At 43.3% G+C, this 23034-nt stretch carries 22 protein-coding genes; 15 read left to right on the forward strand and 7 right to left on the reverse strand.

Annotated elements, in window-relative coordinates; all coding sequences use genetic code 11:
* The first annotated feature begins 78 nt into the window (after positions 1-78).
* Positions 79-2658 carry a T9SS type A sorting domain-containing protein gene (locus I5907_RS13445; RefSeq protein ID WP_196991333.1) on the forward strand — a complete coding sequence of 860 codons (2580 nt, stop codon included), beginning with the start codon at positions 79-81 and terminating at the stop codon, positions 2656-2658.
* Between the two features lie 310 nt (positions 2659-2968).
* Entirely contained in the window at positions 2969-3616 is a 648-nt protein-coding gene (locus tag I5907_RS13450) for a M15 family metallopeptidase (protein WP_196991334.1), read from the forward strand.
* A gap of 76 nt (positions 3617-3692) precedes the next feature.
* On the opposite strand, the gene I5907_RS13455 is transcribed toward I5907_RS13450, so the two are convergent.
* Together I5907_RS13455 and I5907_RS13460 are read right to left on the reverse strand one after the other, a co-directional pair.
* Complete coding sequence (locus I5907_RS13455) at positions 3693-4115, reverse strand: SH3 domain-containing protein (RefSeq protein WP_196991335.1); 423 nt, start codon at positions 4113-4115, stop codon at positions 3693-3695.
* A gap of 11 nt (positions 4116-4126) precedes the next feature.
* Positions 4127-4627, reverse strand: coding sequence for a BON domain-containing protein (locus I5907_RS13460; RefSeq protein WP_231402104.1), 501 nt, complete (start codon positions 4625-4627; stop codon positions 4127-4129).
* Between the two features lie 289 nt (positions 4628-4916).
* Here I5907_RS13460 and I5907_RS13465 point away from each other — a divergent pair, with 289 nt between their 5' ends.
* The 7 genes from I5907_RS13465 (at position 4917) to I5907_RS13495 (ending at position 13682) form a co-directional block, all read left to right on the forward strand.
* Positions 4917-5519 (forward strand): hypothetical protein, encoded by a 603-nt coding sequence (locus I5907_RS13465; protein WP_196991336.1) that lies wholly within the window; start codon positions 4917-4919, stop codon positions 5517-5519.
* 396 nt (positions 5520-5915) lie between these two features.
* On the forward strand, positions 5916-7979 hold the full coding sequence (locus I5907_RS13470; protein ID WP_196991337.1) for a tetratricopeptide repeat protein: 2064 nt from the start codon (positions 5916-5918) through the stop codon (positions 7977-7979).
* A gap of 55 nt (positions 7980-8034) precedes the next feature.
* Positions 8035-9426, forward strand: a complete 1392-nt coding sequence (locus I5907_RS13475) for a sensor histidine kinase (RefSeq protein ID WP_231402105.1) — start codon at positions 8035-8037, stop codon at positions 9424-9426.
* Between the two features lie 96 nt (positions 9427-9522).
* Positions 9523-9897: a response regulator gene (locus tag I5907_RS13480; protein ID WP_196991338.1), complete on the forward strand. Its 375-nt coding sequence runs from the start codon at positions 9523-9525 to the stop codon at positions 9895-9897.
* A complete protein-coding gene (locus I5907_RS13485) occupies positions 9897-10937 on the forward strand; it encodes a response regulator (protein WP_196991339.1) in 1041 nt (346 codons plus the stop codon). Before I5907_RS13480 ends, I5907_RS13485 begins: the two co-directional genes overlap by 1 nt.
* Before the next feature lie 431 nt (positions 10938-11368).
* Positions 11369-12397 carry a hypothetical protein gene (locus I5907_RS13490; protein WP_196991340.1) on the forward strand — a complete coding sequence of 343 codons (1029 nt, stop codon included), beginning with the start codon at positions 11369-11371 and terminating at the stop codon, positions 12395-12397.
* Between the two features lie 262 nt (positions 12398-12659).
* Complete coding sequence (locus I5907_RS13495; RefSeq protein WP_196991341.1) at positions 12660-13682, forward strand: hypothetical protein; 1023 nt, start codon at positions 12660-12662, stop codon at positions 13680-13682.
* Positions 13683-13745: 63 nt separating this feature from the next.
* Here I5907_RS13495 and I5907_RS13500 read toward each other — a convergent pair whose 3' ends face one another.
* Positions 13746-15359 (reverse strand): acyl-CoA carboxylase subunit beta, encoded by a 1614-nt coding sequence (locus I5907_RS13500; RefSeq protein ID WP_196991342.1) that lies wholly within the window; start codon positions 15357-15359, stop codon positions 13746-13748.
* Between the two features lie 135 nt (positions 15360-15494).
* On the reverse strand, positions 15495-15959 hold the full coding sequence (locus tag I5907_RS13505) for a nuclear transport factor 2 family protein (RefSeq protein ID WP_196991343.1): 465 nt from the start codon (positions 15957-15959) through the stop codon (positions 15495-15497).
* A gap of 57 nt (positions 15960-16016) precedes the next feature.
* Here I5907_RS13505 and I5907_RS13510 point away from each other — a divergent pair, with 57 nt between their 5' ends.
* From I5907_RS13510 to I5907_RS13535, 6 genes are all read left to right on the forward strand, one after another.
* Positions 16017-17066, forward strand: a complete 1050-nt coding sequence (locus tag I5907_RS13510; RefSeq protein ID WP_196991344.1) for a 3-oxoacyl-ACP synthase III family protein — start codon at positions 16017-16019, stop codon at positions 17064-17066.
* 201 nt (positions 17067-17267) lie between these two features.
* Positions 17268-17780, forward strand: coding sequence for a CAP domain-containing protein (locus I5907_RS13515; protein ID WP_196991345.1), 513 nt, complete (start codon positions 17268-17270; stop codon positions 17778-17780).
* Between the two features lie 53 nt (positions 17781-17833).
* The gene (locus I5907_RS13520; protein WP_196991346.1) at positions 17834-18289 is read left to right on the forward strand and encodes a GNAT family N-acetyltransferase; all 456 of its coding nucleotides are present in this window, start codon (positions 17834-17836) and stop codon (positions 18287-18289) included.
* Between the two features lie 14 nt (positions 18290-18303).
* Positions 18304-19065 (forward strand): ABC transporter ATP-binding protein, encoded by a 762-nt coding sequence (locus I5907_RS13525; RefSeq protein WP_196991347.1) that lies wholly within the window; start codon positions 18304-18306, stop codon positions 19063-19065.
* Between the two features lie 147 nt (positions 19066-19212).
* A complete protein-coding gene (locus I5907_RS13530; RefSeq protein WP_231402106.1) occupies positions 19213-19746 on the forward strand; it encodes a YfiT family bacillithiol transferase in 534 nt (177 codons plus the stop codon).
* 105 nt (positions 19747-19851) lie between these two features.
* Positions 19852-20412 (forward strand): NUDIX hydrolase, encoded by a 561-nt coding sequence (locus I5907_RS13535; RefSeq protein WP_196991348.1) that lies wholly within the window; start codon positions 19852-19854, stop codon positions 20410-20412.
* A gap of 43 nt (positions 20413-20455) precedes the next feature.
* Here I5907_RS13535 and I5907_RS13540 read toward each other — a convergent pair whose 3' ends face one another.
* From I5907_RS13540 to I5907_RS13550, 3 genes are all read right to left on the reverse strand, one after another.
* The gene (locus I5907_RS13540) at positions 20456-21610 is read right to left on the reverse strand and encodes an FG-GAP repeat domain-containing protein (protein WP_196991349.1); all 1155 of its coding nucleotides are present in this window, start codon (positions 21608-21610) and stop codon (positions 20456-20458) included.
* Between the two features lie 101 nt (positions 21611-21711).
* Entirely contained in the window at positions 21712-22128 is a 417-nt protein-coding gene (locus tag I5907_RS13545; protein ID WP_196991350.1) for a pyridoxamine 5'-phosphate oxidase family protein, read from the reverse strand.
* Positions 22129-22566: 438 nt separating this feature from the next.
* Positions 22567-22965 carry a hypothetical protein gene (locus tag I5907_RS13550; RefSeq protein ID WP_196991351.1) on the reverse strand — a complete coding sequence of 133 codons (399 nt, stop codon included), beginning with the start codon at positions 22963-22965 and terminating at the stop codon, positions 22567-22569.
* Positions 22966-23034: the final 69 nt, after the last annotated feature.

The raw sequence follows: 23034 nt of genomic DNA on the forward strand, positions 1-23034 counted from the left end.
AAGTCCAATCCGATGTAAAGCGCCGCAGCCAACTGGTATCCCTTGTAAAGCCATATTGTTTCATGCCAAACCTTGCTTATGAAATTAAAGCTTTACACTTTTTTATGCCTGATGCTGTTGTTTAATCTAACAGCTTTTACTCAAAAAACACTTACTATAACTACTGCAACAGCCACTGTAAACTGGTCAACCGCAGGGTGGTCGCCTGCAGGAATACCCGGCCTTACGGATGACGTGATTATTAATTTCAACAGAACTGCAAGCGGCAATGCAGCTGCAACCGTTAATATTGATGTGCCTGTTAGTATTAAAAGCCTAACCATCAATGGAAATTGGGGAAGTACAGGTGTTTTGGGTAGTACCGGTACTAAAACACTCCGGGTAGAAGCGATCAATAATCTCACAACGAGCGGTGGCCTTACAATGAGCTCAACCGGGGGCAACGATTTTTCTTCTTCCCAGTATGTTGAATTAGTTGGCAGAAACGTAACAATCAGCATTGGGGGCACAACCACAATAGGAGGGACAACCAATACCAAATACTGCTACCTGGGTGGTGCATCCGGGTACCTGCCCAATATCAACTTTGGTAATGATGTTACTTTCAATGCCCGTTCCGGCACACGCTCTAATGCTACTTTTATATTTTCAAAAAATGGCAGCCAGGTTTTCACAAATAACTGCACTTCTGGTCTTTCGCAATATGTTGATTTTGCAAACATGCAGGTGGGTAACGGCACCAGCACTACAAATCTTAACATGGCCGGCACTGCAACTTACAGCACAGATATAACGGGCGGCAATCTGACCGTGAAGGCAAATGCAACATTGAATATACCTGAGACATGGACCTTGAATCAAATCAACTCTCCCGACGTTGGGACATTATTACTTGAAAACAACAGTACCCTAAAATTGGGAGATGACGTGGGAGGCATAGACATCTTTGGAAATAATTTTCCCGATGGCTTTTCCAGCTTATCGCTGCAGCCGCTTAGTACGGTAGAGTACAACGGCAGTTCTTCTCTTACACAGTATGTGTATGAGGGAGCAGTTTATGGCAACCTGGTATTATCGCGTGGCAGTGGTACAGGTACCGCCATAAAATATCCGGGAAACAGCAGCAACTTTTTTGCGCCCACTACAGGGCAAATAAACATTATCGGTAGTCTTACCATTGGTGCCAATACTAACCTGAACATTCGCAATACGGCATTTTTCGGTACCTACGATTATCCGCTGCTTGTAGGCAATAGCTGGACCAACAACGGCACATTTACCCAGCAAAACGGAACAGTAACCTTTAACGGCACCTCCAACGGAACGATCGGCGGTACTGCTGCTACCACCTTTTACAACCTTACCATGAATAAATCTGCGGCCAACAACCGTATGGTCTTAAGCAATAATGCTACAGTTTCCAGGAACCTCACCCTTACCAATGGCAGGCTAGCCACAGGTAATAACCTGCTTACGTGGAATAACAGCGGCGGTACCTTGTCTAACCCAACGCCGGCAAACAGTTATATAGCAACGTGCGATGCCTCCGGTAATGCACTTACAGCAGCAGGTTTAACGCCATCTGCAACCACGCCTTTTGCAGGCACAGTTGGTTTTGCTATAAAAAATGTTCTTGGTAATACTTACATCACCCTGCCGGTTGGGCCTGATTTTGTAAGCCCCAACAGGTTTGCCATAAACCCGGGTATTACCACGGGACCCACAACAGACCTTACCGTTGTAGTAGGGAAAGGTGATCTCTTAAATACACCGTCGCCAAGAGTAAACAGGGTTTGGTATGTAAGGGCTTCCAACACTGCAACGGTAGCCGCCACAGGTGTAAGACTTTACTTTAAAAAGTACGACTGGTTGAGCCAGCTTTTTGGTATAAACCAGGATGAAATAGAAACAGGGTTCGCCCCGGGTAATGTAATGGTAGCAAGGCGTGACTACTCAGCCGGTAATTTTTATACGCACCGCTCTCTTCCGAGAATTTCCGGTACGCTCGATGGAACAGAAGGCTACGCAGAATACACACTAAGCACAGGTTCTTCCGTGCCGGGCTACTACCGCTTTACCGCCGGTAATTTTGGCGCTATTGTGCTGGCGGCTGATATCGTAAATGTGAAAGCGTTACAGGAAAACAGTAAGATAAAAATTCAATGGACTTCGCTGAATGAATCCGGGGTTAATGCTTATGAAGTGGAACATGCAACAGACGGTATAAATTTTCTGCCGGTTGCAAAGCAGCAGGCGCTTAACAATGGAAAACTGCAAAACGATTATGCTGCTTATCATTTGCAACCGGTCAATGGCAAAAGCTTTTACCGCATAAAAATGATTGATAAAGATGGCTCCCTCCACTATTCATCAATTATATCGATCACTGTAAACAACGCGAAAACTGCTATTGCCGTTATTCCCAATCCTGTACAGCAAATGCAGGTAAATATTCAATTGTATAACCTGCCTGCGGGGCGTTATAACATGGCATTATATAATAATGGCGGGCAGGCGCTGTATGCCGCCAGTATCAACCATAACGGTGGTTTTGCAACGCACACTATTTCACTGCCGGCAAATACAGCCAGAGGCGTGTATCATTTAAAAGTAAGTAACCAGTCTCAGCAGTATATACAAAAAGTTATAGTAGAATAATGCACATGCTTTCATGTAAAACACCAGCCGCAAATGGCTGGTGTTTTTATTTTATTGAACCAGGCAGCAGTACTACTATCGGGCTTTGCTTGCGTCGCACACTTGTGCAGCAACACTATATGCAGCAGTTTCGGGCACAGTCTTCTTTATACCTGTTTTTACTGCTGCAGGTAATTGGTCAACCCTGCGAAATATTGCACTGATCGCTACAGTTGCATGAAGGGCTAAGCGTACAAGCGTGCGACGCAACGAAGCATCATCCGTGTTACAAAAGCCGGGCTCATAACTTATCTTTATTAAAAGAAACCACATGTTGCATACGGTAAAAGCATATTACTTTTTTGCATTGCTCTTTATTAGTTGCGCTGCAAAACCGCCCCGGGAAACAGGTAACTTTAAACCAACCGACCTTGTTGAAATAATAACCCTTGATTCTACTATAAAACTTGATATACGCTATGCAACCAGCAACAACTTTGTTGGCAGGCCCGTGTACCAGGAGGCCCGTGCTTTTTTACAAAGACCTGCAGCAGAAGCGCTGGTTAAGATAAACGCATCGCTGAGGCCGCTTGGTTACGGTTTGCTGGTTTTCGATGGCTACAGGCCATGGAGTGTAACGAAACTTTTCTGGGATATAACCACGGAAGAAAACAAAAAATTTGTGGCAGACCCAAAAAAAGGATCAAGACATAACCGTGGCTGTGCAGTAGATCTCAGCCTGTATGAATTGTCTACAGGTAAAGAAGTAACAATGACAGGCATATACGATGAAATGAGCGAAAGATCTTTCCCTGACTATAAAGGTGGCACCGCGCAGCAGCGTAAATTGCGTGACCTGCTAAGGGAGAAAATGGAGTTGAACGGGTTTACAGTTTACCCTTATGAGTGGTGGCACTACGATTTCAATGGCTGGCAACAATACCGCATCAGTAATATTCAGTTCTCAGAGATCAGGTAATACCATTAGTGGTCTGTTATAAACAACAATGGATAACGACACGTTATCCATTGTTGTTTCAGGCGTAGTTGCTTATTTATAATTCGGGTGAAAGATATTGTGCATAGGCATATCCCTCTTCACCATTATCAGTTTTTATCAGCCACCACAGGTCGCTCGATTTGCTGATGAGTGTAACCACTTCATGGTGCGCCGCTTTGCCAACGATCGGCTGGTCTGTTCCCGGCCCTTTCCTGATGTTAAGGTTAGATCTTTCTGTGATCACTTTAAGTTTGCCACCATCCACGGTTCCGCCAACATTCACATTCAGTACAAGATCTCCGCTGCGAAAGTCGGGGTCTATGGTATTGTATACGTCCCAAAGCTGATCTTTTACCGCACCGGCAGGTGCGGTGCCATCTATATACAGCACATTATCCTGTTCGCGTACCTGCAGGTCTGTAACACCGGCCGCAGTTGCAGCATCTGTAAGCTGTTTGTATTTATCGTGTAAAGACATATTGCTTGTTTTTATTTAATAACGAGTTTGTTTTCAACTTTTTTTGGTTTAGATGCCATGATGGCCTGCATCAGTTTGGGCAGACTGGCTTTTTTTATTTCGCCGGTAAGCGTAACAACGCCATCATTTACTGTTGCTGTAACGCCGGTAAAATCCTTGGTAGCGTCAGCTACTGCTTTTGTTAACGGGTCGTCTGCCGTTATCTCTACCGGTGCAGCCGGCGGTGGCGGGGGCGGTGCAACGGTGATGTTGTTAACCACAGATTTTACACCTTTGATGTCTTTCACTGTTTTTTCGCACGAAGTTTTACAGGCATCGTCTTTACATTCACCGCTCAGTGTAACTACTCCGTCTTTTACCGTGGCCGCAATGCCACTCATTTCAGCTGTGGAGCTTATCTTTTCACTAACGGCTTTCTCAATGTCAGCATCCTTTACACCACACGATGCAAATAAAATGCTCATACCCAAAATTGCAAAGCACAATGGCAGGCTAATGATTTTCTTAAACATAATAGAACTTTTTTATATGATTGAAAGATAGGTAATTTGGCCTGTTGACGAATGAACAAAAATTTACTTATTGGTTATTGCAATAAAACTGTATAACGATTTTAACGGATAAGCAGGAACGTTGTCGAAAAAATTAATGCTATACTAATTGCAGGATATCTGTATTTCCCCTTTTTTTGCGGCTTAATTTTTAGAGAAAACAATCAGTATTAAGCCCTTAAACATTATCATTTCTACCGGTTTATGCTACCACTCTTCTCTAAACTCATTAAAAAAACAAAGATTCATTATGAAAAATTTTACCAAAGTTGTTTGTGCAGCCCTGCTGGCTGTATCAGTTATTTCCTGCCAGAAAGATGCCAGTGAACCAAATGTGAATGCATCAGCTATCCAGGGCACGTGGGATTTTGTGTCGATGAGCCTGGATTTCACAACCTCCAATGCTTACACCATTTCCGGTGTTAAAACAGAGTCTGTAGCTTCCGGCAATTACACCACAGAAAATAATACAGGCGTTATAACCATAGATGCTTCCAACATGACATCTGCCAACCTTTCCTACACCGTAAATTCCACTGTAAACGCAGCCATTTACGAAGATGGCCAGTTGATTGAAGAATTCGAACAGCCCTTCAATGTACCTGCCATAACATCCAACGGCAGCGCGGCTTATCGTGTAGTAAGTGCCGACTCATTGTATTTTGAAGGCGGAACCGTTTTTACCAATGGCGTAACACAGGCATCGCAGCCCTCCGGTGCAAAATACAGGGTTGAAGGTAACAGGCTTTACATTACGCAAATTGTGAAGCAAACAACAACGCAAAACCAGGCGGGCATTGTTATTACTTCCAGCGCAGATGGAACAGCAGAAATAACACTGCAAAAGAAATAGATACTCGTTAATAATTTTTTCAACGGGCAGTAACCGCAGGTTACTGCCCGTTTTTATTTTCAATACAGCAATGTTGTTTCAGCAGTATTACTACTATCATCACCTGTTGTGTCACTCACTGCATCGTTCGTCAGGCTATTCAGCAAGGGTGCGGCCTTTACCCATTTTTACAGGCAGCTTCAACGGCAAAATAATTTAATTCAATACCGCTAATTGCGTTAAATTGCCTGATACCACACTACTGTTTCCATGAAAACTTTACTGACCGTTTTTGCCTGCTGTATAGCAATGATCACCGTTGCACAATCCAACATATTAGACAGCCTGGACAAACTAATTAAACAAGCCCCTTCAGATACAGCAAGAATAAATTTGCTCAACCGGAAAATGGTTTATTTGGCAAATCAAAATCTGGACTCTGCCATCAGCCTTGGAAAGATGATCCTGCAAGACGCGGTAAAGGCTAATTACAAACTTGGAGAAGGAATAACAAGGATAAGACTGGCCAATAATTATTGTTTCAAAGGAGATTATGCGGCTGCAGCCACAGACCTCGCAGCCGCTTCAGCCATCTTCAATACCCTTAATGATTCGGCCAATATCAGCCGTGTTTTTGCGGCCTATGGTATGATGAATGGAATGCAAACCCGTTACGATTCTGCCATATACTTTTACCAGAAATCAATTGCCATCGATGAGCGCAATAACTTTAAAGAAGAACTATCGCGTTCATACAGCAATATTGCAATTTCCTTTCAAATGCAGTCAAATTTTACCCGTGCCCTGCAATACCAGCAAAAGTCGCTTCAACTTGCCGAAGAAAGAAAGGATGAATCTACCCAGGCAAGAACACTGGTAAATATCGGCATCACTTATAAAACAATAGGAGACCTCACCCGTGCAGAGCAATCACTGCTTAAGGCAGAACAACTGGCAAAAAAGAACAATATAAAAGTTGTAGAGCTTTATGCCTATTCAAACCTTTCTACGGTTTATCAAACCCGCAGGCAGCATGAAAAAGCGTACGCATATGCCATGAAGTCTGCAGAACTGGGCCTGGAGATGGGAGACCAGGGGATACGGTCAACAGGTTTGTCAAAAGCTGCCGCTGCACTTGCAGAACAACACAGGTATGCAGAAGCTGAGAAACTTATTGAGCAGGCCGTTGCAGTAGCAGACTCGTCCCGCCAACCATTGAATATTTACCAGACGAACAACACCTTCGGATCTATCAACAAAGCGCAGGGCCGCTATAAAGAAGCAATCAGGTATTATGAAAAAGGGTTTGCGGTAATGTCTTCCACAGATATCTATGATGAACAGATCGGGGAATCTTACAAGGAGCTTTCTCAATGCTACGAAAATACCGGTGAATATAAAAAGTCTCTTGAAGCATTTAAATTATACTCGCTCATTAAAGATTCAGTGATAAGTAAAGAGAATGTGCGAAAGGCCACGGAAACCTCTATGAACTTTGAATTTGAGAAGAAGCAGCAGGCCGCTGCAGCAGCGCAGGAGCAAAAGGATGCTGTTGCCAGCGCACGGCAACTGGCATTGATGATTGGTCTTGGTTGCGCACTCTTATTGATCATAGGCATTTTTGTGGGCTACAGGAATAAACTAAAAGCCTATGCTATGCTGCGCAGGCAAAAAGAGGAGCTAAATATAGCATTTACCAAACTGCGTCAAACGCAGGCGCAACTGGTACATGCAGAAAAAATGGCCAGCCTTGGAGAACTTACCGCCGGTATTGCGCATGAAATACAAAACCCCTTAAACTTTGTCAACAATTTTTCTGAGGTTAGTGCAGAAATGGCCGATGAGATACAGGAAGCTATTACCCGGAATGACTATGAAGAAGTACAACTGCTGGCAAAAGACATCAGGGAAAACCTTGATAAGATCGCTCACCATGGAAAACGTGCAGATGCAATTGTGAAGAACATGTTGCAACATTCCCGAACAAGTACCGGTACCAAAGAAGCTACTGATATTAATACATTGGTGGAAGAGTATATGCGGCTGAGCTACCATGGTGTAAGGGCAAAAGAAAAATCATTCAACGCCACACTCAATACAAATTTTGATGCCGGTGTAGGAAAGGTTGATATCATTCCCCAGGATGTGGGAAGGGTAATACTTAATCTGGTCACCAATGCGCTGCATGCAACCGGTGAAAAGAAGAAGAATGCCGGTGACACCTATGAGCCCGTTGTGACTGTAGGCACCCAAAGGCTAAAAGATAAAATACTGGTAACTGTACAGGACAATGGCAGTGGTATTGCGGATGCCATTAAAGAAAAGATTTTCCAGCCATTCTTTACCACAAAGCCAACGGGGCAGGGTACCGGGCTGGGTCTAAGCCTGAGTTACGACATCATAAAGGCACACAACGGCGACATAACTGTCGCTTCAGCCGTAAATGAGGGAACCACGTTTACAATAGAACTTCCTGTATAAGGCTTGTTTTAAACCCACATCGATGTATTGATTAGTATTGTATTTTGCAGGCTGTATGGAATTCTTACTCATATATTTTGTTTGCCGTTTTGTGTACAAAAGCCTGCGCAGCGAAAATATTGAACCGCAGTGGGAAAAGCGGTTAAAGCTTGCATCCTATATTACCATGGGCCTTTTCGTGGCATCCATTGTATCTTATAAGTACACCATTGTGTTTGTTATACTGGGGCAACTGGCAATTATCGGGCTTATTTACCTGCTGTACACACAGCCGGTATTTAAAAAGGTTAAGTCTATTTACCTGGCTATTGCACCTTATATTATTGTTTCTATCATTATCAACATCATAAAGGCGGTAATGCCGTCCTTTTATAAAGAGTGGGACGATTTCCTGGAAATGATCCAGGTATTTACGATCATTTGGGGGGTAGGGGTATGGATTGTTACGGTGAGGCAGAAAAAAGAACTGGATAAGGCAAAGGCCAAGGTTGCCGAGGAAGAAAGAAACAATAAAATAATGTCTTCCATGAAGGCTGAACTGGAAATACAGGTGGCCGAACGTACCGCCGCCTTAACCAGGCAGAAAGAAGAGCTTGAGGTGGCATTGAATGAATTAAAAGCGACACAGGCACAACTGATACAAAGCGAGAAAATGGCCAGCCTTGGAGAGCTTACAGCAGGCATAGCTCATGAGATACAAAACCCGCTGAATTTTGTAAACAATTTTTCAGAGGTGAGCAAAGAGTTGCTCGATGAAATGAAAACTGAGCTGGACAATGGCAATACAGGTGAAGCCAAAGAACTGGCCGATAATGTAATACAAAACCTTGAAAAGATTAACCACCATGGCAAGCGTGCAGACGGCATTGTAAAAGGAATGTTGCAGCACAGCCGTACCAGCAGCGGGCAAAAAGAACTTACCGACATAAACGCCCTGGCAGACGAATACCTGCGCCTTTCTTATCACGGCCTTCGTGCAAAAGATAAAACCTTCAATGCCCGCTTCGAAACTAATTTTGACACATCGGTAAGTAAAATAAATGTGGTACCGCAAGATATTGGCCGGGTCATACTTAACCTTATCAACAATGCATTTTACGCTGTTTCTGAAAAAAAGAAACACCTTAAGCCGGTGGCAGGAGAGGGCAGTCCGGTTCATTTTGAACCTACAGTACAGGTGATTACAAAAAACCTGGGCGATAAAATTGAAGTAGTAATAAAAGATAATGGCAACGGTATACCGCAAAAGATCATTGATAAAATATTCCAACCTTTCTTTACTACCAAACCTACCGGGCAGGGCACGGGGCTTGGCCTTTCTTTGAGCTATGATATTATTACAAAGGGGCATGGTGGCGAGTTAAAGGTTGAAACAACAGAAAATGAGGGCACTGCTTTTATCATTACTTTGCCGGTAACAACAGCGCCTGTTATACCCGGAAGCTGATGCCATGAAATACCATCAGTACAGGAGTGCGACGCAACAGGCGATGCCACGAAGTACAGGGGACCGGCTCATAATTATTAATATATAACATACGCTATGAAAATTCTGGTTGTTGACGACGAAACAGATATACAAACGCTCTTCCAGCTAAAATTCAGGAAAGAAATAAAAAATCATGAGATGGAGTTTGCCTTTGCTTTCTCCGGCGAAGAGGCATTGAATTATCTCAACCACCACATGCATGAAGCTGTGTTGATATTATCTGATATTAATATGCCCGGCATGAGCGGGCTGGAATTGCTGAGGGTTATAAAGAAAGATTATGAAAACCCGCCGCCCAAAGTAATGATGGTTACCGCGTATGGCGATGAAGAAAATTACAACCATGCCATGGAGTATGGCGCCGATGATTTTTTGACCAAACCGCTCGATTTTAATCTGTTAAAAGAAAAACTTAAACATATCAACTAATGGCGAAAATATTGGTGGTAGATGACGAGACAGACCTGGAAGCGCTGATCAAGCAAAAATTCAGGAAGCAGATCAGGGAAAACCGCTACCAGTTCCTGTTTGCAGTAAATGGTGGCGATGCACTGGATAAACTGGCCGAGCATAAAGACATAGATGTGGTGCTCAGTGATATTAACATGCCCATTATGGACGGCCTTACCTTGTTATCTAAACTGCATGAAGTAAGCCCGCTTATAAAAGCAGTCATCGTATCAGCTTATGGAGACATGGACAACATTCGTACTGCCATGAACCGCGGTGCATTCGATTTTGTAACCAAGCCGGTTAATTTCGAAGACCTCGAGATAACCATGAATAAAACCATTGATTATGTAAACCAGTTGCACAAAACCATGCAGGCTATCAAGGAAAATAACATCCTGCGTATGTATGTAGATGAAACGGTACTCAAGTTTATGAACAAGCAGGAGTTCGAGTCATCCCTCATGGTAAATGATACCATAGAAGCAACGGTTGCATTCCTGGATATCTGCAGCTTTACCGCCATTACAGAAACAGAACCCGCTGATGCAGTGGTTAAACTGCTCAATAAATATTTTGACGTAATGGTAAAAGAGATCATTGCGCAGGGCGGCCATATCGATAAGTTTATTGGCGATGCGATCATGGCTGTTTTCCGTGGAGATTTTCATCTCGATCGTGCTATTGAAGCATGCCTTACAGTAAGGTCATCTATAGAGAAATTACCGGCAGAAACAGACGGCATCAGCTTCAGGCCAGACGTAGCCATTGGTATACACAGCGGCGAACTCATCTCCGGCAATATTGGTTCGGCAACACTGCGCCGCCTCGATTATACCGTAATCGGCGATGTGGTAAATACAGCAGAACGCCTGCAGAGCGTTGCAAAAGCAGGCCAGTTGCTGATTGCCCAATCTTCTTACGAGAAGGTAAAAGAGTCATTCAACTGCAAGCCTTTGGGGGAGGTAAGTTTAAAAAATAAGAACGTACCAGTTGCCATATACGAAGTAATGGATTAGTTTTTTTTAATGATGTACCCGGCTGCAGCAGAAGCATTGGGCTTCTGTTGCGTCGCACTCTTCAACTGCATCAACCCGGCCGGGCAACGCGAAGACCGAAGCAAAAGCTCTTATATTATCTCTGCATTGAATACCTGCACGCCTCGTTTACACATACACTATAGCGTTGTAATTACTGCACCCTTATTTTATTGCTGCCCGTTGTTTATCTACCGATCGTTAGTTCTGTAAAAAACTTTCCACAGATTGTAATTAAATCACATCTGTTAATAATTTTTTTCGCTTATTCTGATTTTTTTTCAAAAAAAATTTCTCTGAAAGCCGCATTTGGATTGGTTTTTGCTTTTCGCAAAACAAGTTTTACAAGAGGACTGCAGCCCCCAAGTAACAGTTGTCAAAAGAATCTATTCTAATTTAAAACCCCCATCGTAATGAAAGTTCAATCATCCCATGATTGTAAAGGCATACTTATGCCTACTGTAAAATCATCTTTTCTCATCATTGCATTATTTGCGTTAATTACAAGTTGTAAAAAGGAAATTGCTCCCTCAGAAGAAGCGCTTGCTGCTACTGAAGAATCAGCTTCAGCCTTGTCTGCCATGTCTGCAAGCAATGCAGTTGCGGCCGGTACAGACTGGGGTGCACTTATTGCAGATGGCGAAATACCAGATAAGATGAATGTAATGGATATGTTAGGTGTTGGTACAGTGCGTTATGCTATTGTGCTTGAAAGCCATATATCTGAAGACAAAGGTTATGAAAGATGGCGCGATGCCGGTTACAAAATACTTTGCAACCTGAATTGGGGCCACGTTACCAACAACAAAGGCAATAAAAAGCCCGTTCCCTTTCCAACAGATCTTAAAGAATACCGCATAGAGCTTACAGCCATTTTAGACAAGTATCACCCCGAAGTTGCGGTAATTGAAAATGAAGAAACAACAGATGTATTTCACAGCGGCCCTATAGAAGATTACATAGAAGAACTTAAAGTTGCCGTAGAGGTTTGTAAAGCCAGAGGCATAAAAGTAGCAGATGGTGGTCTTAACCTGGAACTTTGCCAGCAGGTAATGAATGGAACTGGTCGTGGTACAAACTACGAAGAAACAAAGAAGCTGATAGAAGCGTTCAAAACCATAGACCTCGACTTTGTAAACATTCACACCAAAGCACCTTTTTCTAACCAGCGTAATGGCAATATATTTCAACCAGGTGCTGCAGAATCTGTGGCAGACTTCCTGCGCCAGGAAACAGGCAAACAGGTAATGTGTAATGAGTATAACAACGAGAATACATCTACATCACTCATTTCATCTGCCACACAGGCCTTTGAAAATGGCGGATACAAATATTTTGTACCGCGTTCAGATAATTCAGGCAACGGCTCTTACCCGCTTGCTAACACAACCGGCACCAAACTGACCAGTCTCGGTGTTTCTTATAAAGAGGCTATTAAGTAGTTACATTTTTATTTGTTTATAATAATATCCGCAGTGAAGATGCACTGCGGATATTATTTTTTTATAGCGTTCCCATGCGCTGTATACTTTCGGCCATGTATTTTTCTCATATGTTTCTAATAACACCTTAAGATTTTATTTTTTATAAAAATAGCACCCATAAAATGCCGCTTTGGTTTATTTTTTGTCGGCTCACCGCGTCTTTACGTAACAGGCAAAACCAAAAGGAATCTATTCCAGCTAATTTCAAAAACCCCAAGTAATGAAGTTAAGATTGAACCCCCAAGGTATCGGCATTGCTATGCCGTTAAGCAAATCCGTGTTATCAGGTGTAATGTGTTTAGGTATTTTTTTCTCCTCGTGTAAAAAAGAAGTCACCTCTTCTGAAAGTGAATTAAATGAAGCCAGTGCGTTGAGTGCGCAAAGTGTAAGTGCGTTAGCTGCATCTGCCCCAACAGAGTTTGGTGCACTCATTTCAGGAGGTACTATAGATCAGAAAATGAAAACAATGCAGTTGCTCAATGTAAATGTTGTGCGTTATGCAATCATTCTCGAAAGCCATTTTCAAACAGATAAAGCGTATGAAAAGTGGCGGGATGCTGGCTATAAGATTCTGCTCAACCTCAACTGGGGCCACGTTTCAGGGCCTGCCGGTAAAAGAAAGCCGGTGCCTTTTCCTACAGATATGAAAGAATACAGGAAAGAACTATCTGCAGTGTTAGACAAGTATCATCCTGAAGTGGCGGTCATAGAAAATGAACCAACGACAGACGTGTTTCATAGTGGCCCGATTGAAGACTACATAAACCAGCTTAAAGTGGCAGTGGAGGTATGCAAACAAAGAGGTATAAAAGTAGCAGACGGCGGTCTCAACCTCGAATTGACAAGACAGGTGATGTACGGCACAGGCAGAGGCACCAATTATGAAGAAACAAAAAAACTAATCGAGGCTTTTAAAACAATCGACCTGGATTTTATCAACCTGCATACCAAGGCGCCATTTTCTAACCAGAGAAATGCTAACCAGTTTCAGCCAGGCGCTGCAGAAGAAGTGGCGGATTTTTTAAGACGCACAACCGGCAAACAGGTAATGTGTAATGAATATAACAGCCACAATACATCTGCAAGTTTGATGACGAGTGCTGTAAATGCTTTTAAAGCAGGTGGCTACCGTTATTTCATACCGCGTTCAGATAACAACAGCAGCGACTCTTATCCGCTGGCAAATGAGCAGGGAACAAAACTTACACCTTTGGGCCAGGCATACAAAAATGCTATACGTTAGCATAAAGTCAATACAAAAGGGTTACAAAGTATGTAACCCTTTTTTTATAATAGCGGGTCGTAATTATACCTGGAAAACGCCGGTCTTAAAATCACTCATAGAAGGGTTATGGTTAGCAGCGCTGATGGCTTCAGCAATATGTGTACGTGTAGAGGCAGGGTCAATAATATTATCTACCCATAGCCTTGCCGCAGCGTAGTATACGGCCGTTTGTTTTTCGTATTTCGTTTTAATGTGCTGCAATAAAGTTGTCTGTTCACTTTCACTCACGGTTTTACCGGCAAGTTGTATTTGCATCAATGTTTTCGCGGCCTGTTCGCCACCCATTACGGCAATCTTTGCCGACGGCCATGCGTAAATAAACCTTGGGTCATACGCCTTACCGCACATTGCATAATTGCCGGCGCCAAAACTGTTGCCAATTATGATTGTAATTTTTGGCACAACGCTGTTGGCTACCGCATTTACCAGCTTCGCGCCATCTTTTATAATTCCTGCATGCTCACTACGGCTGCCTACCATAAAGCCGGTTACATCCTGTAAAAAGACCAGTGGAATTTTTTTCTGGTTGCAATTCAAAATAAATCGTGCTGCTTTATCAGCACTATCATTGTAGATAACGCCACCCATCTGCATTTCACCTTTTTTACTTTTTACTATCAGGCGCTGGTTGGCCACTATACCTACGGCCCACCCGTCTATGCGTGCGTAGCCGCAGACAATGGTTTTGCCATAATCTTTTTTAAACTGGTCAAAATCAGAATTGTCTACAATACGTTCTATAATGTCTGTGATATCGTAGGGCTTGCCATTGTTTACATGCATAATACCATATAGTTCTTCGGTATTTTTCAGTGGCAGGCTGGCTGCCACGCGGTTAAAACCCGCATTTTGCGGCTCACCTGTTTTGGCCATTATTTTTTTGATTTCGTCCAGGCACTCCTCTTCAGTATCAAATTTATAATCTGCAATCCCGCTGATCTCTGTATGTGTTACCGCACCGCCAAGGGTTTCTGCGTCAATGTCTTCACCAATGGCAGCTTTTACCAGGTAAGGACCGGCAAGAAAGATGCTGCCATTACCCTGCACCATCAGCGTTTCATCACTCATAATGGGCAGGTACGCACCACCTGCAACACACGCACCCATTACAGCGGCAATCTGTGTAATGCCCATAGCACTCATGCGTGCATTGTTGCGAAAGATGCGGCCAAAATGTTCTTTATCAGGGAATATTTCATCCTGCATAGGCAAAAAGACACCGGCACTGTCTACAAGGTAAATTACAGGTAAATGATTCTCCATGGCAATTTCCTGCATACGCAGGTTCTTTTTGCATGCAATGGGAAACCACGCGCCTGCCTTTACAGTCTGGTCATTGGCCACTACTACGCATTGTTTGCCGCTTACATATGCAACAACGGCAACCGTTCCACCCGATGGGCAACCGCCTTGCTCTTCATACATTTCATAGCCTGCAAATGCACCAATTTCAATAACAGGTCTGTTCTTATCGCAGAGGTAGGTAACCCTTTCCCGGGCAGTAAGCTTATTTTTTTCGTGTTGTTTTTCTATGGATTTTTTTCCGCCGCCAAGTTTTATCGCATCCAGCTTCTGGCGTGCATCACTCCACAAAATTTTCATCCAGTCTTCATTCCTGTTGAATTCTATATTCATAGCAAATCGTTATAAAACAAAGATAGGGTAATGATAAGGCGGTAGGCGAAAGGAAAACGTGTGTTGTGTAAACTGAAGTTGTGGTTTAGCTATGCAAATTAACGGCAACAGGTATTACCTGCCTGCCCGGTTGTGCTAATGCCGCATAAAACGCTCGAGGTTTTTCCGGGCCTGCGCAGAAACTTTGTTGTGCAAAAAAGATGTCCAGCCAAGCAGCTTTCCTTTTGTTCCCAAAGCCTGGCCTGCCCAGGTACGAAAATTAAATGTATCTGTATGTTGAAGGATTTTTCCATCACCAAAAACAAATGATGCTTTAATATGATTGATTACTTTATTTCCGGTACCTGAAAACGTGTATTTAGCTGTCCATTCGGCACTTCCGTTATGCTCGTTTGCAGAAATGTTTGCATATTCGATATGTAAATCCGTAGCTTTTGTTAGCAACATCTGCCACATTGCTTTAACTTGTTCTGAATTTAAGTCTTTAAAAACCGGATCCCTGAAGGTGGCATTATCTGCATAACAAGCCTGCATGGTTTTGTAGTCTTTAGTTCGAAAAGCCTCGTAAAATGCTTTGATCAGTGCTGTGTTTGAAGACATACAATAAATGTATTATTTAAAGTTGAAGTGATCACATAAAAATTTAAACCCTGTTATATGACCCGAACAAAGATTGCCGGTATAGGCATGTATGTACCGGAGAATATTGTAACGAACGACGATCTTGCTGCCATAATAGATACTAGCGATGAATGGATCAAAGAACGCACCGGCATCAATGAACGCAGATACGTAACACGTTACAAAGAGTCGAGCGCCACCATGGGTACAAAGGCCGCGGCTCAGGCAATAGAAAATGCCGGACTTACGCCACAGGATATTGATTTCGTCATTTTTGCCACGCTTAGCCCCGACTATTATTTCCCGGGCTGCGGTGTATTGCTGCAGCGCGCTTTACAAATGAGGGAGATAGGCGCACTGGATGTACGCAACCAATGCAGCGGTTTTGTTTATGGCCTTAGTATTGCCGACCAGTTTATTAAAACGGGTATGTATAAAAATATCCTGCTCGTTGGTGCAGAAGCGCATTCACTCGGCTTGAATTTTAGTGATGAAGGCAGAAATGTATCTGTGATTTTTGGAGATGGTGCAGGTGCGGTTGTACTGCGGCCTGCAACCAATCCCGGGCAGGGAATTCTCAGCACGCATTTGCACAGCAATGGGGCAGATGCAGAAATGCTCGCCATGATCAATCCCGGTTTTCACAGCGGGCTGTACAACAATAACCGAAGGCCGCCCGTGCCGGGTAAACCATATGGCGGCATGTTTGTAACGCCCGACCAGGTGGCAAACCACGATTTCTATCCCACCATGGATGGACAGGCAGTGTTCAAAAAAGCCATTGAAAAATTCCCCGAGGTAGTAAACGAAGCACTTACCGCAAATGGCTACACCGTCAATGATCTCGATTTGCTCATACCACACCAGGCAAACCTGCGCATCAGCCAGTTTGTACAAAAAAAACTACAGCTTCGGGGCAACCAGGTATTCAATAATATTCAGCAGTACGGAAACACCACCGCAGCATCCATTCCTATTGCCTTATACGAGGCATACCAGGCCGGCCGTATTACCGAAGGCAATCTCATCTGTTTTGCAGCTTTTGGAAGTGGCTACACATGGGCCAGCGGGTTAATAAGGTGGTAGTTTTTTATGGGCCCGGCTGTTGAACACGCATTAAGCTTCCGTTGCGTCGCACTCTTGTACTGCAGGATCTGTGTTGAGGCTTGTGCGTAGACATAAGCGAAGGCCATTACCGCTGGTGCGGCTGATGCATCTACGGTCAGCGGGATTTTTTTAAAGCTTTATTGACAAAAAGCGGCATTGCAAATGCTTTTATTTGCACTAATGAATACCAGCTTATTTTCAAAAATTTCCGGCACAGCATTATTGGTTTTATTTGCTGTTACAGCAACTTTTCCTGCATGTGCGCAAAGACGCGTGGCATCATCTGTTACCAGCCAAACTTCAACTGTTGATATAAAAGCGCTGCAACACGATATTCTTGCGCTTGTCAATAAACACCGTGCATCACTTGGTTTAAAAGCCCTGCAGATGAATGAAGTTGCCAGTGCGGAAGCTACCAGGCATAGTGCAGATATGGCTAAAGGAAAAGTGGGTTTTGGTCATGGGGGCTTTAGCCAGCGTATGCAGTCGCTGAATAAACAACTTGGCGGTTTACGCGCCACAGCAGAAAATGTGGCTTATGGAAAAATAGGCGCAGCAGAAGTAATGGACATGTGGCTGGAAAGCAGCGGCCACCGTAAAAATATAGAAGGCAACTTTTCCATGATGGGTATTGGCATTGCCCAAAGCAGGGATGGCTATTTATATTTTACACAGATATTCATGCTTAAATAAATTAGCGTTGCTTTATCGTATTCTCTGTACTTTGTCTGTACAAATGATTAAGTATGATAGAAATTATACCTTACTCAGATGAATATGCGGCAGTATTCAAAGTGATGAACCTTGCATGGCTCGATCATTATAATCTTACCGAGTCTCATGACCTGCTTATTCTGAACAATCCACGTAAAACAATTCTCGAAAGTGGCGGTGCCATTTTCCTGGCAAAAGCCGGAGATGAAATCGTTGGCAGTGCTGCCATTATCAACGAAGGCGAAGGTGTATTCGAACTGGCTAAAATGACGGTGACTGCACCATTCCAGGGCAAAGGCATCAGTAAAATGTTATTGGAAAAATGTATTGAGACAGCCAGGCTGCTGCATGCTACCAAACTCATCCTGTTTTCCAACAGTCAGCTAACAACCGCAATAGCATTGTATAGGAAATATGGCTTTACGCATGTATCTGTTACCGATGCGCCTTTCCTTACGGCAGATATAAAAATGGAGCTATCTTTATAGCTCATTACGCAGTTATGGGCAACACGATTATTTCGGTAAAAAACCTGGTAAAAAAATACGGCGATTTTACAGCAGTCAACGGCATTAGTTTCGATGTGGAGGAAGGTGAAATATTTGGTTTGCTTGGCCCCAACGGTGCCGGTAAATCTACCACGCTGGAGATCATAGAAACCTTGCGTGAAAAGACCAGCGGCGAGGTGATCGTGGATGGATTTAACCTTGATACACAACCAAACGATATAAAAAAGATCATTGGTGTGCAATTGCAAACCGCAGGTTATTACCCGGGGTTAAAACTCACAGAACTCATACATCTTTTTGCAGGTTTATATAACCGCCCGGTGAATGTAAATGAGTTACTGGATACCGTAAACCTGCGGGACAAAGCGGGCAATAAATTCAAAGAGCTGAGTGGCGGACAGAAGCAACGTTTTTCAATAGCTACCACGCTTATCAATAACCCAAAAATCATTTTTCTGGATGAGCCCACTACCGGCCTTGACCCGCAGGCACGCAGAAACCTGTGGGATCTCATCCGCAGTATACGCGACCGCGGCACAACGGTGATCATTACCACGCATTACATGGACGAAGCCGAGATATTGTGCGATCGTGTGGCCATTATTGATACGGGCAGAATTATTTCCCTGGCCTCGCCTGATAAACTGATCGATGATCTTGTTGACACAGGATTTGAAAGACCAAAGCAGGTAAAGAAAGCCAACCTGGAAGATGTGTTTATACAGCTTACAGGTAAGGAGTGGAGAGAAGGATAATAGTGCGAAGAGCGGGCAGGCGCGGATGGCAGCACTGTTGATGACAACCACCAGATCGCTGTAGTCGCCATATAAACCGAACGCACAAGTGAGTGACACAACAGGTGATGCCACAACGTACTACAGCCGGTAACCAAATAAAACAACATGTTTATGCAAGATGATCTGCGCTACCCGATTGGCAGTTATACGCCGCAGCCTTTTTCGCACAGGCAAAAAGAGGCCTGGCTGCTGGACATAAAATTTCTGCCCGGCGAAATGGAGATAGCCGTACAAAACCTGGATGAGGACCAGTTGCAAACGCCTTACCGGGATGGTGGATGGACGGTGCACCAGCTTGTACACCATGTAGCAGACAGTCATATGAATGCTTACATCCGTTTCAGGCTGGGGCTTACTGAAGATAACCCTACTATAAAGCCTTATGATGAAAATAAATGGGCGCAACTGAATGATGTAAAGACTTTGCCCATCAACATTTCGCTGACGCTGCTGCATGCGTTGCATCAACGATGGTACAATACCATAAAAGAGCTAAGCGAAGATGAATGGGAGCGTACCGTTGTGCATCCTGAACACGGCAGGAAGATGAGCCTGTGGCACCTGCTGGGTATGTATGCATGGCATGGTAAACATCACCTGCGGCACATAACTGCACTGCGGGAAAGAATGGGGTGGTAGAAAGAGGCAAGGTGAGAAGTGGCAAGAGGCAAGAGGCAGTGAACGGAGACAGCTATAAACATTGATCAACAATAAAATCCTTTTTGGGAACGGAGGTAACAACAGATGGGTGATTTAACATGGAAGACATTATCATCGGAATATTTGTTCAGGGAGCAATGGTTTACCGTTAGAAAAGATACCTGTGAGAAATCGGATGGTAAGATTGTAGACAATTACTATGTGTTTGAATTTCCTGAATGGGCAACGGCAGTGCCGGTAACAACAGAGGGCAAAGTAATTCTTGTAAAACAATACAGGCAGGCACTGGGAGAGGTTTGTATAGAGATACCCGGTGGCTGCGTAGATGATACAGACGCAACGCCGGAAGACGGTATACGCAGGGAACTGCTGGAGGAAACAGGCTATGCTTTTGAAACCGTGCATTACCTCGGGCGTATTTCTGCCAACCCCTCTACCAACAGCAATTTAATGCATATGTTTATTGCACTTGGTGGCAGAAAAATACAGGAACAGGTGCTTGACCATAATGAAGAAATAGAAGTATTTGAAGTGACGATGGAAGAACTTTTGCAACTGGTGGAAGAAAGACGCATTGTACAATCAATGCACCTCTCAACAATTTTTTATGCGCTCAGGTACCTGGATAAATTGAAATACACATAACATAACACTAACAATGTTGAAAGGCTGCACCGGCAGCCTTTTTTTATTTGCCTGACTGCTCAAAATAATACACGCCTTTTTTATTGGAGACAATGATATCCGGCAGCCCGTCCTTATTCAGATCTGTAACTGCAAAGCTGTTGCCAATACCGGAGTTATTGTCTATCTCATGTGGTAGCCACCTTGGTTGCCGGCCGGGTATGTATTCAAACCAGTACAACACGGCCGGTTCATCTGTACCAGGGTCTCCGCCGTTGTGTGCTTTGTAGCGCTTGCCGGTAATAAGATCGGGGTTGCCGTCTCCGTTTATATCTTCCATTGCCAATGCATGCGACTGCGAAAACTGTTTGCTGATGAGGTGCGTTTCCCATACCGTTTTACTGTCAGATCTTTTTTGTTCATGCCACCATATACCATAATTGTGCGTAGATGAAGTGATCACATCCATATCGCCATCTTTATCGGCATCGAGCACAAACATGTTGGCGCAGTCATCTCCAAAATCGGCGGCGGTAAAAGTCCAATCCGGTGTTAAAGGATTAACAGGTGATTGCCACCACCCACTTTTCAGCAATACATCTTTTTTGCCATCCTGGTCAAGATCTCCAAAGCCGAGGCCATGCGTGTAACGGTGGGTGCCCAGGTTTTTGTTACGGCTTATGGCAGTGCGCTGCCAGGCCGTATCTCGTGGAGCAACAGGTGCCCTGAGCCAGATCACTTCTTTTGCGAGGGTATCATTGCAAATAATATCATTCCGGCCATCACCATCCACATCTGCAAAGGCAGGGTTTTCATTGCCGGCACCGGCAAGGATCAGGTGTTTTTGCCAAAGCCCCTGTTTGTGTTGCGGGTTTTCGTACCAGGCGCATTCGGCTCCCGGCTGATCAAAACGGATAAGATCTATCCAGCCGTCATTATTTACATCCAGTGTATAATTTAAAAAAGTAGTACTGTAAGAAGGTACAGGGTTTACGGTATCTGCATGTAACATGTGTGGTTTAAAGGAAGGAGCCTCGTACCAATAATTGCCGGCCAGTATATCTGTGTTACCATCATTGTTTACATCACCCGTTGCCACACCTTCGGATACAAATGTTGCACTAATGATGTGTTTCTTAAAAGTGATGGCGGGCTGACTGGTACAGGTAACCGTAATAACTGATGCAAGTAAAAGCGTTATAACGTGGTTTCTTTTCATAACAAAGCAGATCGATTGATTATTCAAATATATCTGATGTGCCCGAGGTATTGGTACAAATAAAAAGATGGGCTTTGATAGCCCATCTTTTAGCAGAATGTTTATAGTTTAATCTCTCCCTGTTTCATCTTTTGCCAGTATGTAATCTTATTGGCTTTTACCTGTATCAACACGATGCCCGGTGTATCTACGCCGTCTTTAAACCATTCGTTCAAAGAATCAACCCAATGCTCCTGCATTACTGTTTTAGATTTAATGAGTTTTGCTTTGCCGGAGACTGCGATGTACATATTGTCTTTGGTGGTAAAGCCAAGATTTACAGCATTGTCTTCCTGTATGTCTTTAACCTTTTGCGATTCCTGGAAAGTGAAGAAGAACGAATTGCCATCGTATTTTACGTCACCGTTATTACTCATTGGTCTGGATAATAACCTGCCTCTGCCGCTTTTGGTGGTAAACATACAGATGTCAATGTTTTTCATCTTGGCACTGATATACCTTAATGTTTTCTGTTCCATATCTTTTTTACAGCCTATAAAAACAAAGCGCAGACCAGTTTTTTATAAAGTATACAAGATGAAAAAAACCTGCACGGTTAGCACAGGTTTACATACAAGAGTACGGGCTAAATAATATGTATATAATAGAAAGATTAAGGGAAGATATTTTCACAGGTACGTGATTAATTTGCTGTGCAAACATACTTACAAACATTTCCCCCATCAACTACATGAACATGTAGGTCGGAAAACATCCGGCATATGCAATTGCTATATTTTTTAGAGAAAAAATATATACATCATCACGTATGCGGTATAAAATGCAGTATAGTGGCACAGCCTGTAAGCCTGTTGCTGCAAGCGGTTTAGTGGTATTTATTTTCTTTGAGGTGTAAAAATGATCAATACATTTCAATTGTACTATGGAGCAATACTGTAAGCGGACGCAATATTGGTTTACATAAAAGACGCCATCATTTTTACGCTCTTACGTAAAAAACCGCCAAAGCTGTTATTGCTGTAATCTGCTGTATCAACAAATTCAACATTTTCCATTTTAACGGATAACTGAGAATTTTCTTCACTTTTTTCCTTCATGGCAAAACCATTGGCTGTTAAATAAAAAGGTTTGCCCTTTTTATAGAAAAACAACTCCACAGGAAAAACAGATGTAGTAATATTTTCCTCATATTGGGAACTAAGCGGAATATGTAAAAGGCCATCTTCGTCTACCTGAAATTCGTTTTTAATACCGATAGCCTGTTTGCGGTCGTTGCCGAAATTACGATAGATGATTAACTGGCCTGTATCTGATATTGACCGGGTGATGAATTGAAGGTTTTTGTCATTTTTCATAGTAAATGTTTTTGATTGTAATGAAAATAGTGTGCCCATTTTTTGTTTTTATTTTTCCAATGCCGGGCC

Origin of the sequence: Panacibacter microcysteis, assembly GCF_015831355.1 — a bacterium.
Taxonomy (GTDB): domain Bacteria; phylum Bacteroidota; class Bacteroidia; order Chitinophagales; family Chitinophagaceae; genus Panacibacter; species Panacibacter microcysteis.

Coding starts and splice junctions, on each gene's coding strand:
- I5907_RS13445 (WP_196991333.1), top strand. CDS start 79: ATGAAATTAAAGCTTTACACTTTTTTATGCCTGATGCTGTTGTTTAAT.
- I5907_RS13450 (WP_196991334.1), top strand. CDS start 2,969: ATGTTGCATACGGTAAAAGCATATTACTTTTTTGCATTGCTCTTTATT.
- I5907_RS13455 (WP_196991335.1), bottom strand. CDS start 4,115: ATGTCTTTACACGATAAATACAAACAGCTTACAGATGCTGCAACTGCG.
- I5907_RS13460 (WP_231402104.1), bottom strand. CDS start 4,627: ATGTTTAAGAAAATCATTAGCCTGCCATTGTGCTTTGCAATTTTGGGT.
- I5907_RS13465 (WP_196991336.1), top strand. CDS start 4,917: ATGAAAAATTTTACCAAAGTTGTTTGTGCAGCCCTGCTGGCTGTATCA.
- I5907_RS13475 (WP_231402105.1), top strand. CDS start 8,035: ATGGAATTCTTACTCATATATTTTGTTTGCCGTTTTGTGTACAAAAGC.
- I5907_RS13480 (WP_196991338.1), top strand. CDS start 9,523: ATGAAAATTCTGGTTGTTGACGACGAAACAGATATACAAACGCTCTTC.
- I5907_RS13485 (WP_196991339.1), top strand. CDS start 9,897: ATGGCGAAAATATTGGTGGTAGATGACGAGACAGACCTGGAAGCGCTG.
- I5907_RS13490 (WP_196991340.1), top strand. CDS start 11,369: ATGAAAGTTCAATCATCCCATGATTGTAAAGGCATACTTATGCCTACT.
- I5907_RS13495 (WP_196991341.1), top strand. CDS start 12,660: ATGAAGTTAAGATTGAACCCCCAAGGTATCGGCATTGCTATGCCGTTA.
- I5907_RS13500 (WP_196991342.1), bottom strand. CDS start 15,359: ATGAATATAGAATTCAACAGGAATGAAGACTGGATGAAAATTTTGTGG.
- I5907_RS13505 (WP_196991343.1), bottom strand. CDS start 15,959: ATGTCTTCAAACACAGCACTGATCAAAGCATTTTACGAGGCTTTTCGA.
- I5907_RS13510 (WP_196991344.1), top strand. CDS start 16,017: ATGACCCGAACAAAGATTGCCGGTATAGGCATGTATGTACCGGAGAAT.
- I5907_RS13515 (WP_196991345.1), top strand. CDS start 17,268: ATGAATACCAGCTTATTTTCAAAAATTTCCGGCACAGCATTATTGGTT.
- I5907_RS13520 (WP_196991346.1), top strand. CDS start 17,834: ATGATAGAAATTATACCTTACTCAGATGAATATGCGGCAGTATTCAAA.
- I5907_RS13525 (WP_196991347.1), top strand. CDS start 18,304: ATGGGCAACACGATTATTTCGGTAAAAAACCTGGTAAAAAAATACGGC.
- I5907_RS13530 (WP_231402106.1), top strand. CDS start 19,213: ATGTTTATGCAAGATGATCTGCGCTACCCGATTGGCAGTTATACGCCG.
- I5907_RS13535 (WP_196991348.1), top strand. CDS start 19,852: ATGGGTGATTTAACATGGAAGACATTATCATCGGAATATTTGTTCAGG.
- I5907_RS13540 (WP_196991349.1), bottom strand. CDS start 21,610: ATGAAAAGAAACCACGTTATAACGCTTTTACTTGCATCAGTTATTACG.
- I5907_RS13545 (WP_196991350.1), bottom strand. CDS start 22,128: ATGGAACAGAAAACATTAAGGTATATCAGTGCCAAGATGAAAAACATT.
- I5907_RS13550 (WP_196991351.1), bottom strand. CDS start 22,965: ATGAAAAATGACAAAAACCTTCAATTCATCACCCGGTCAATATCAGAT.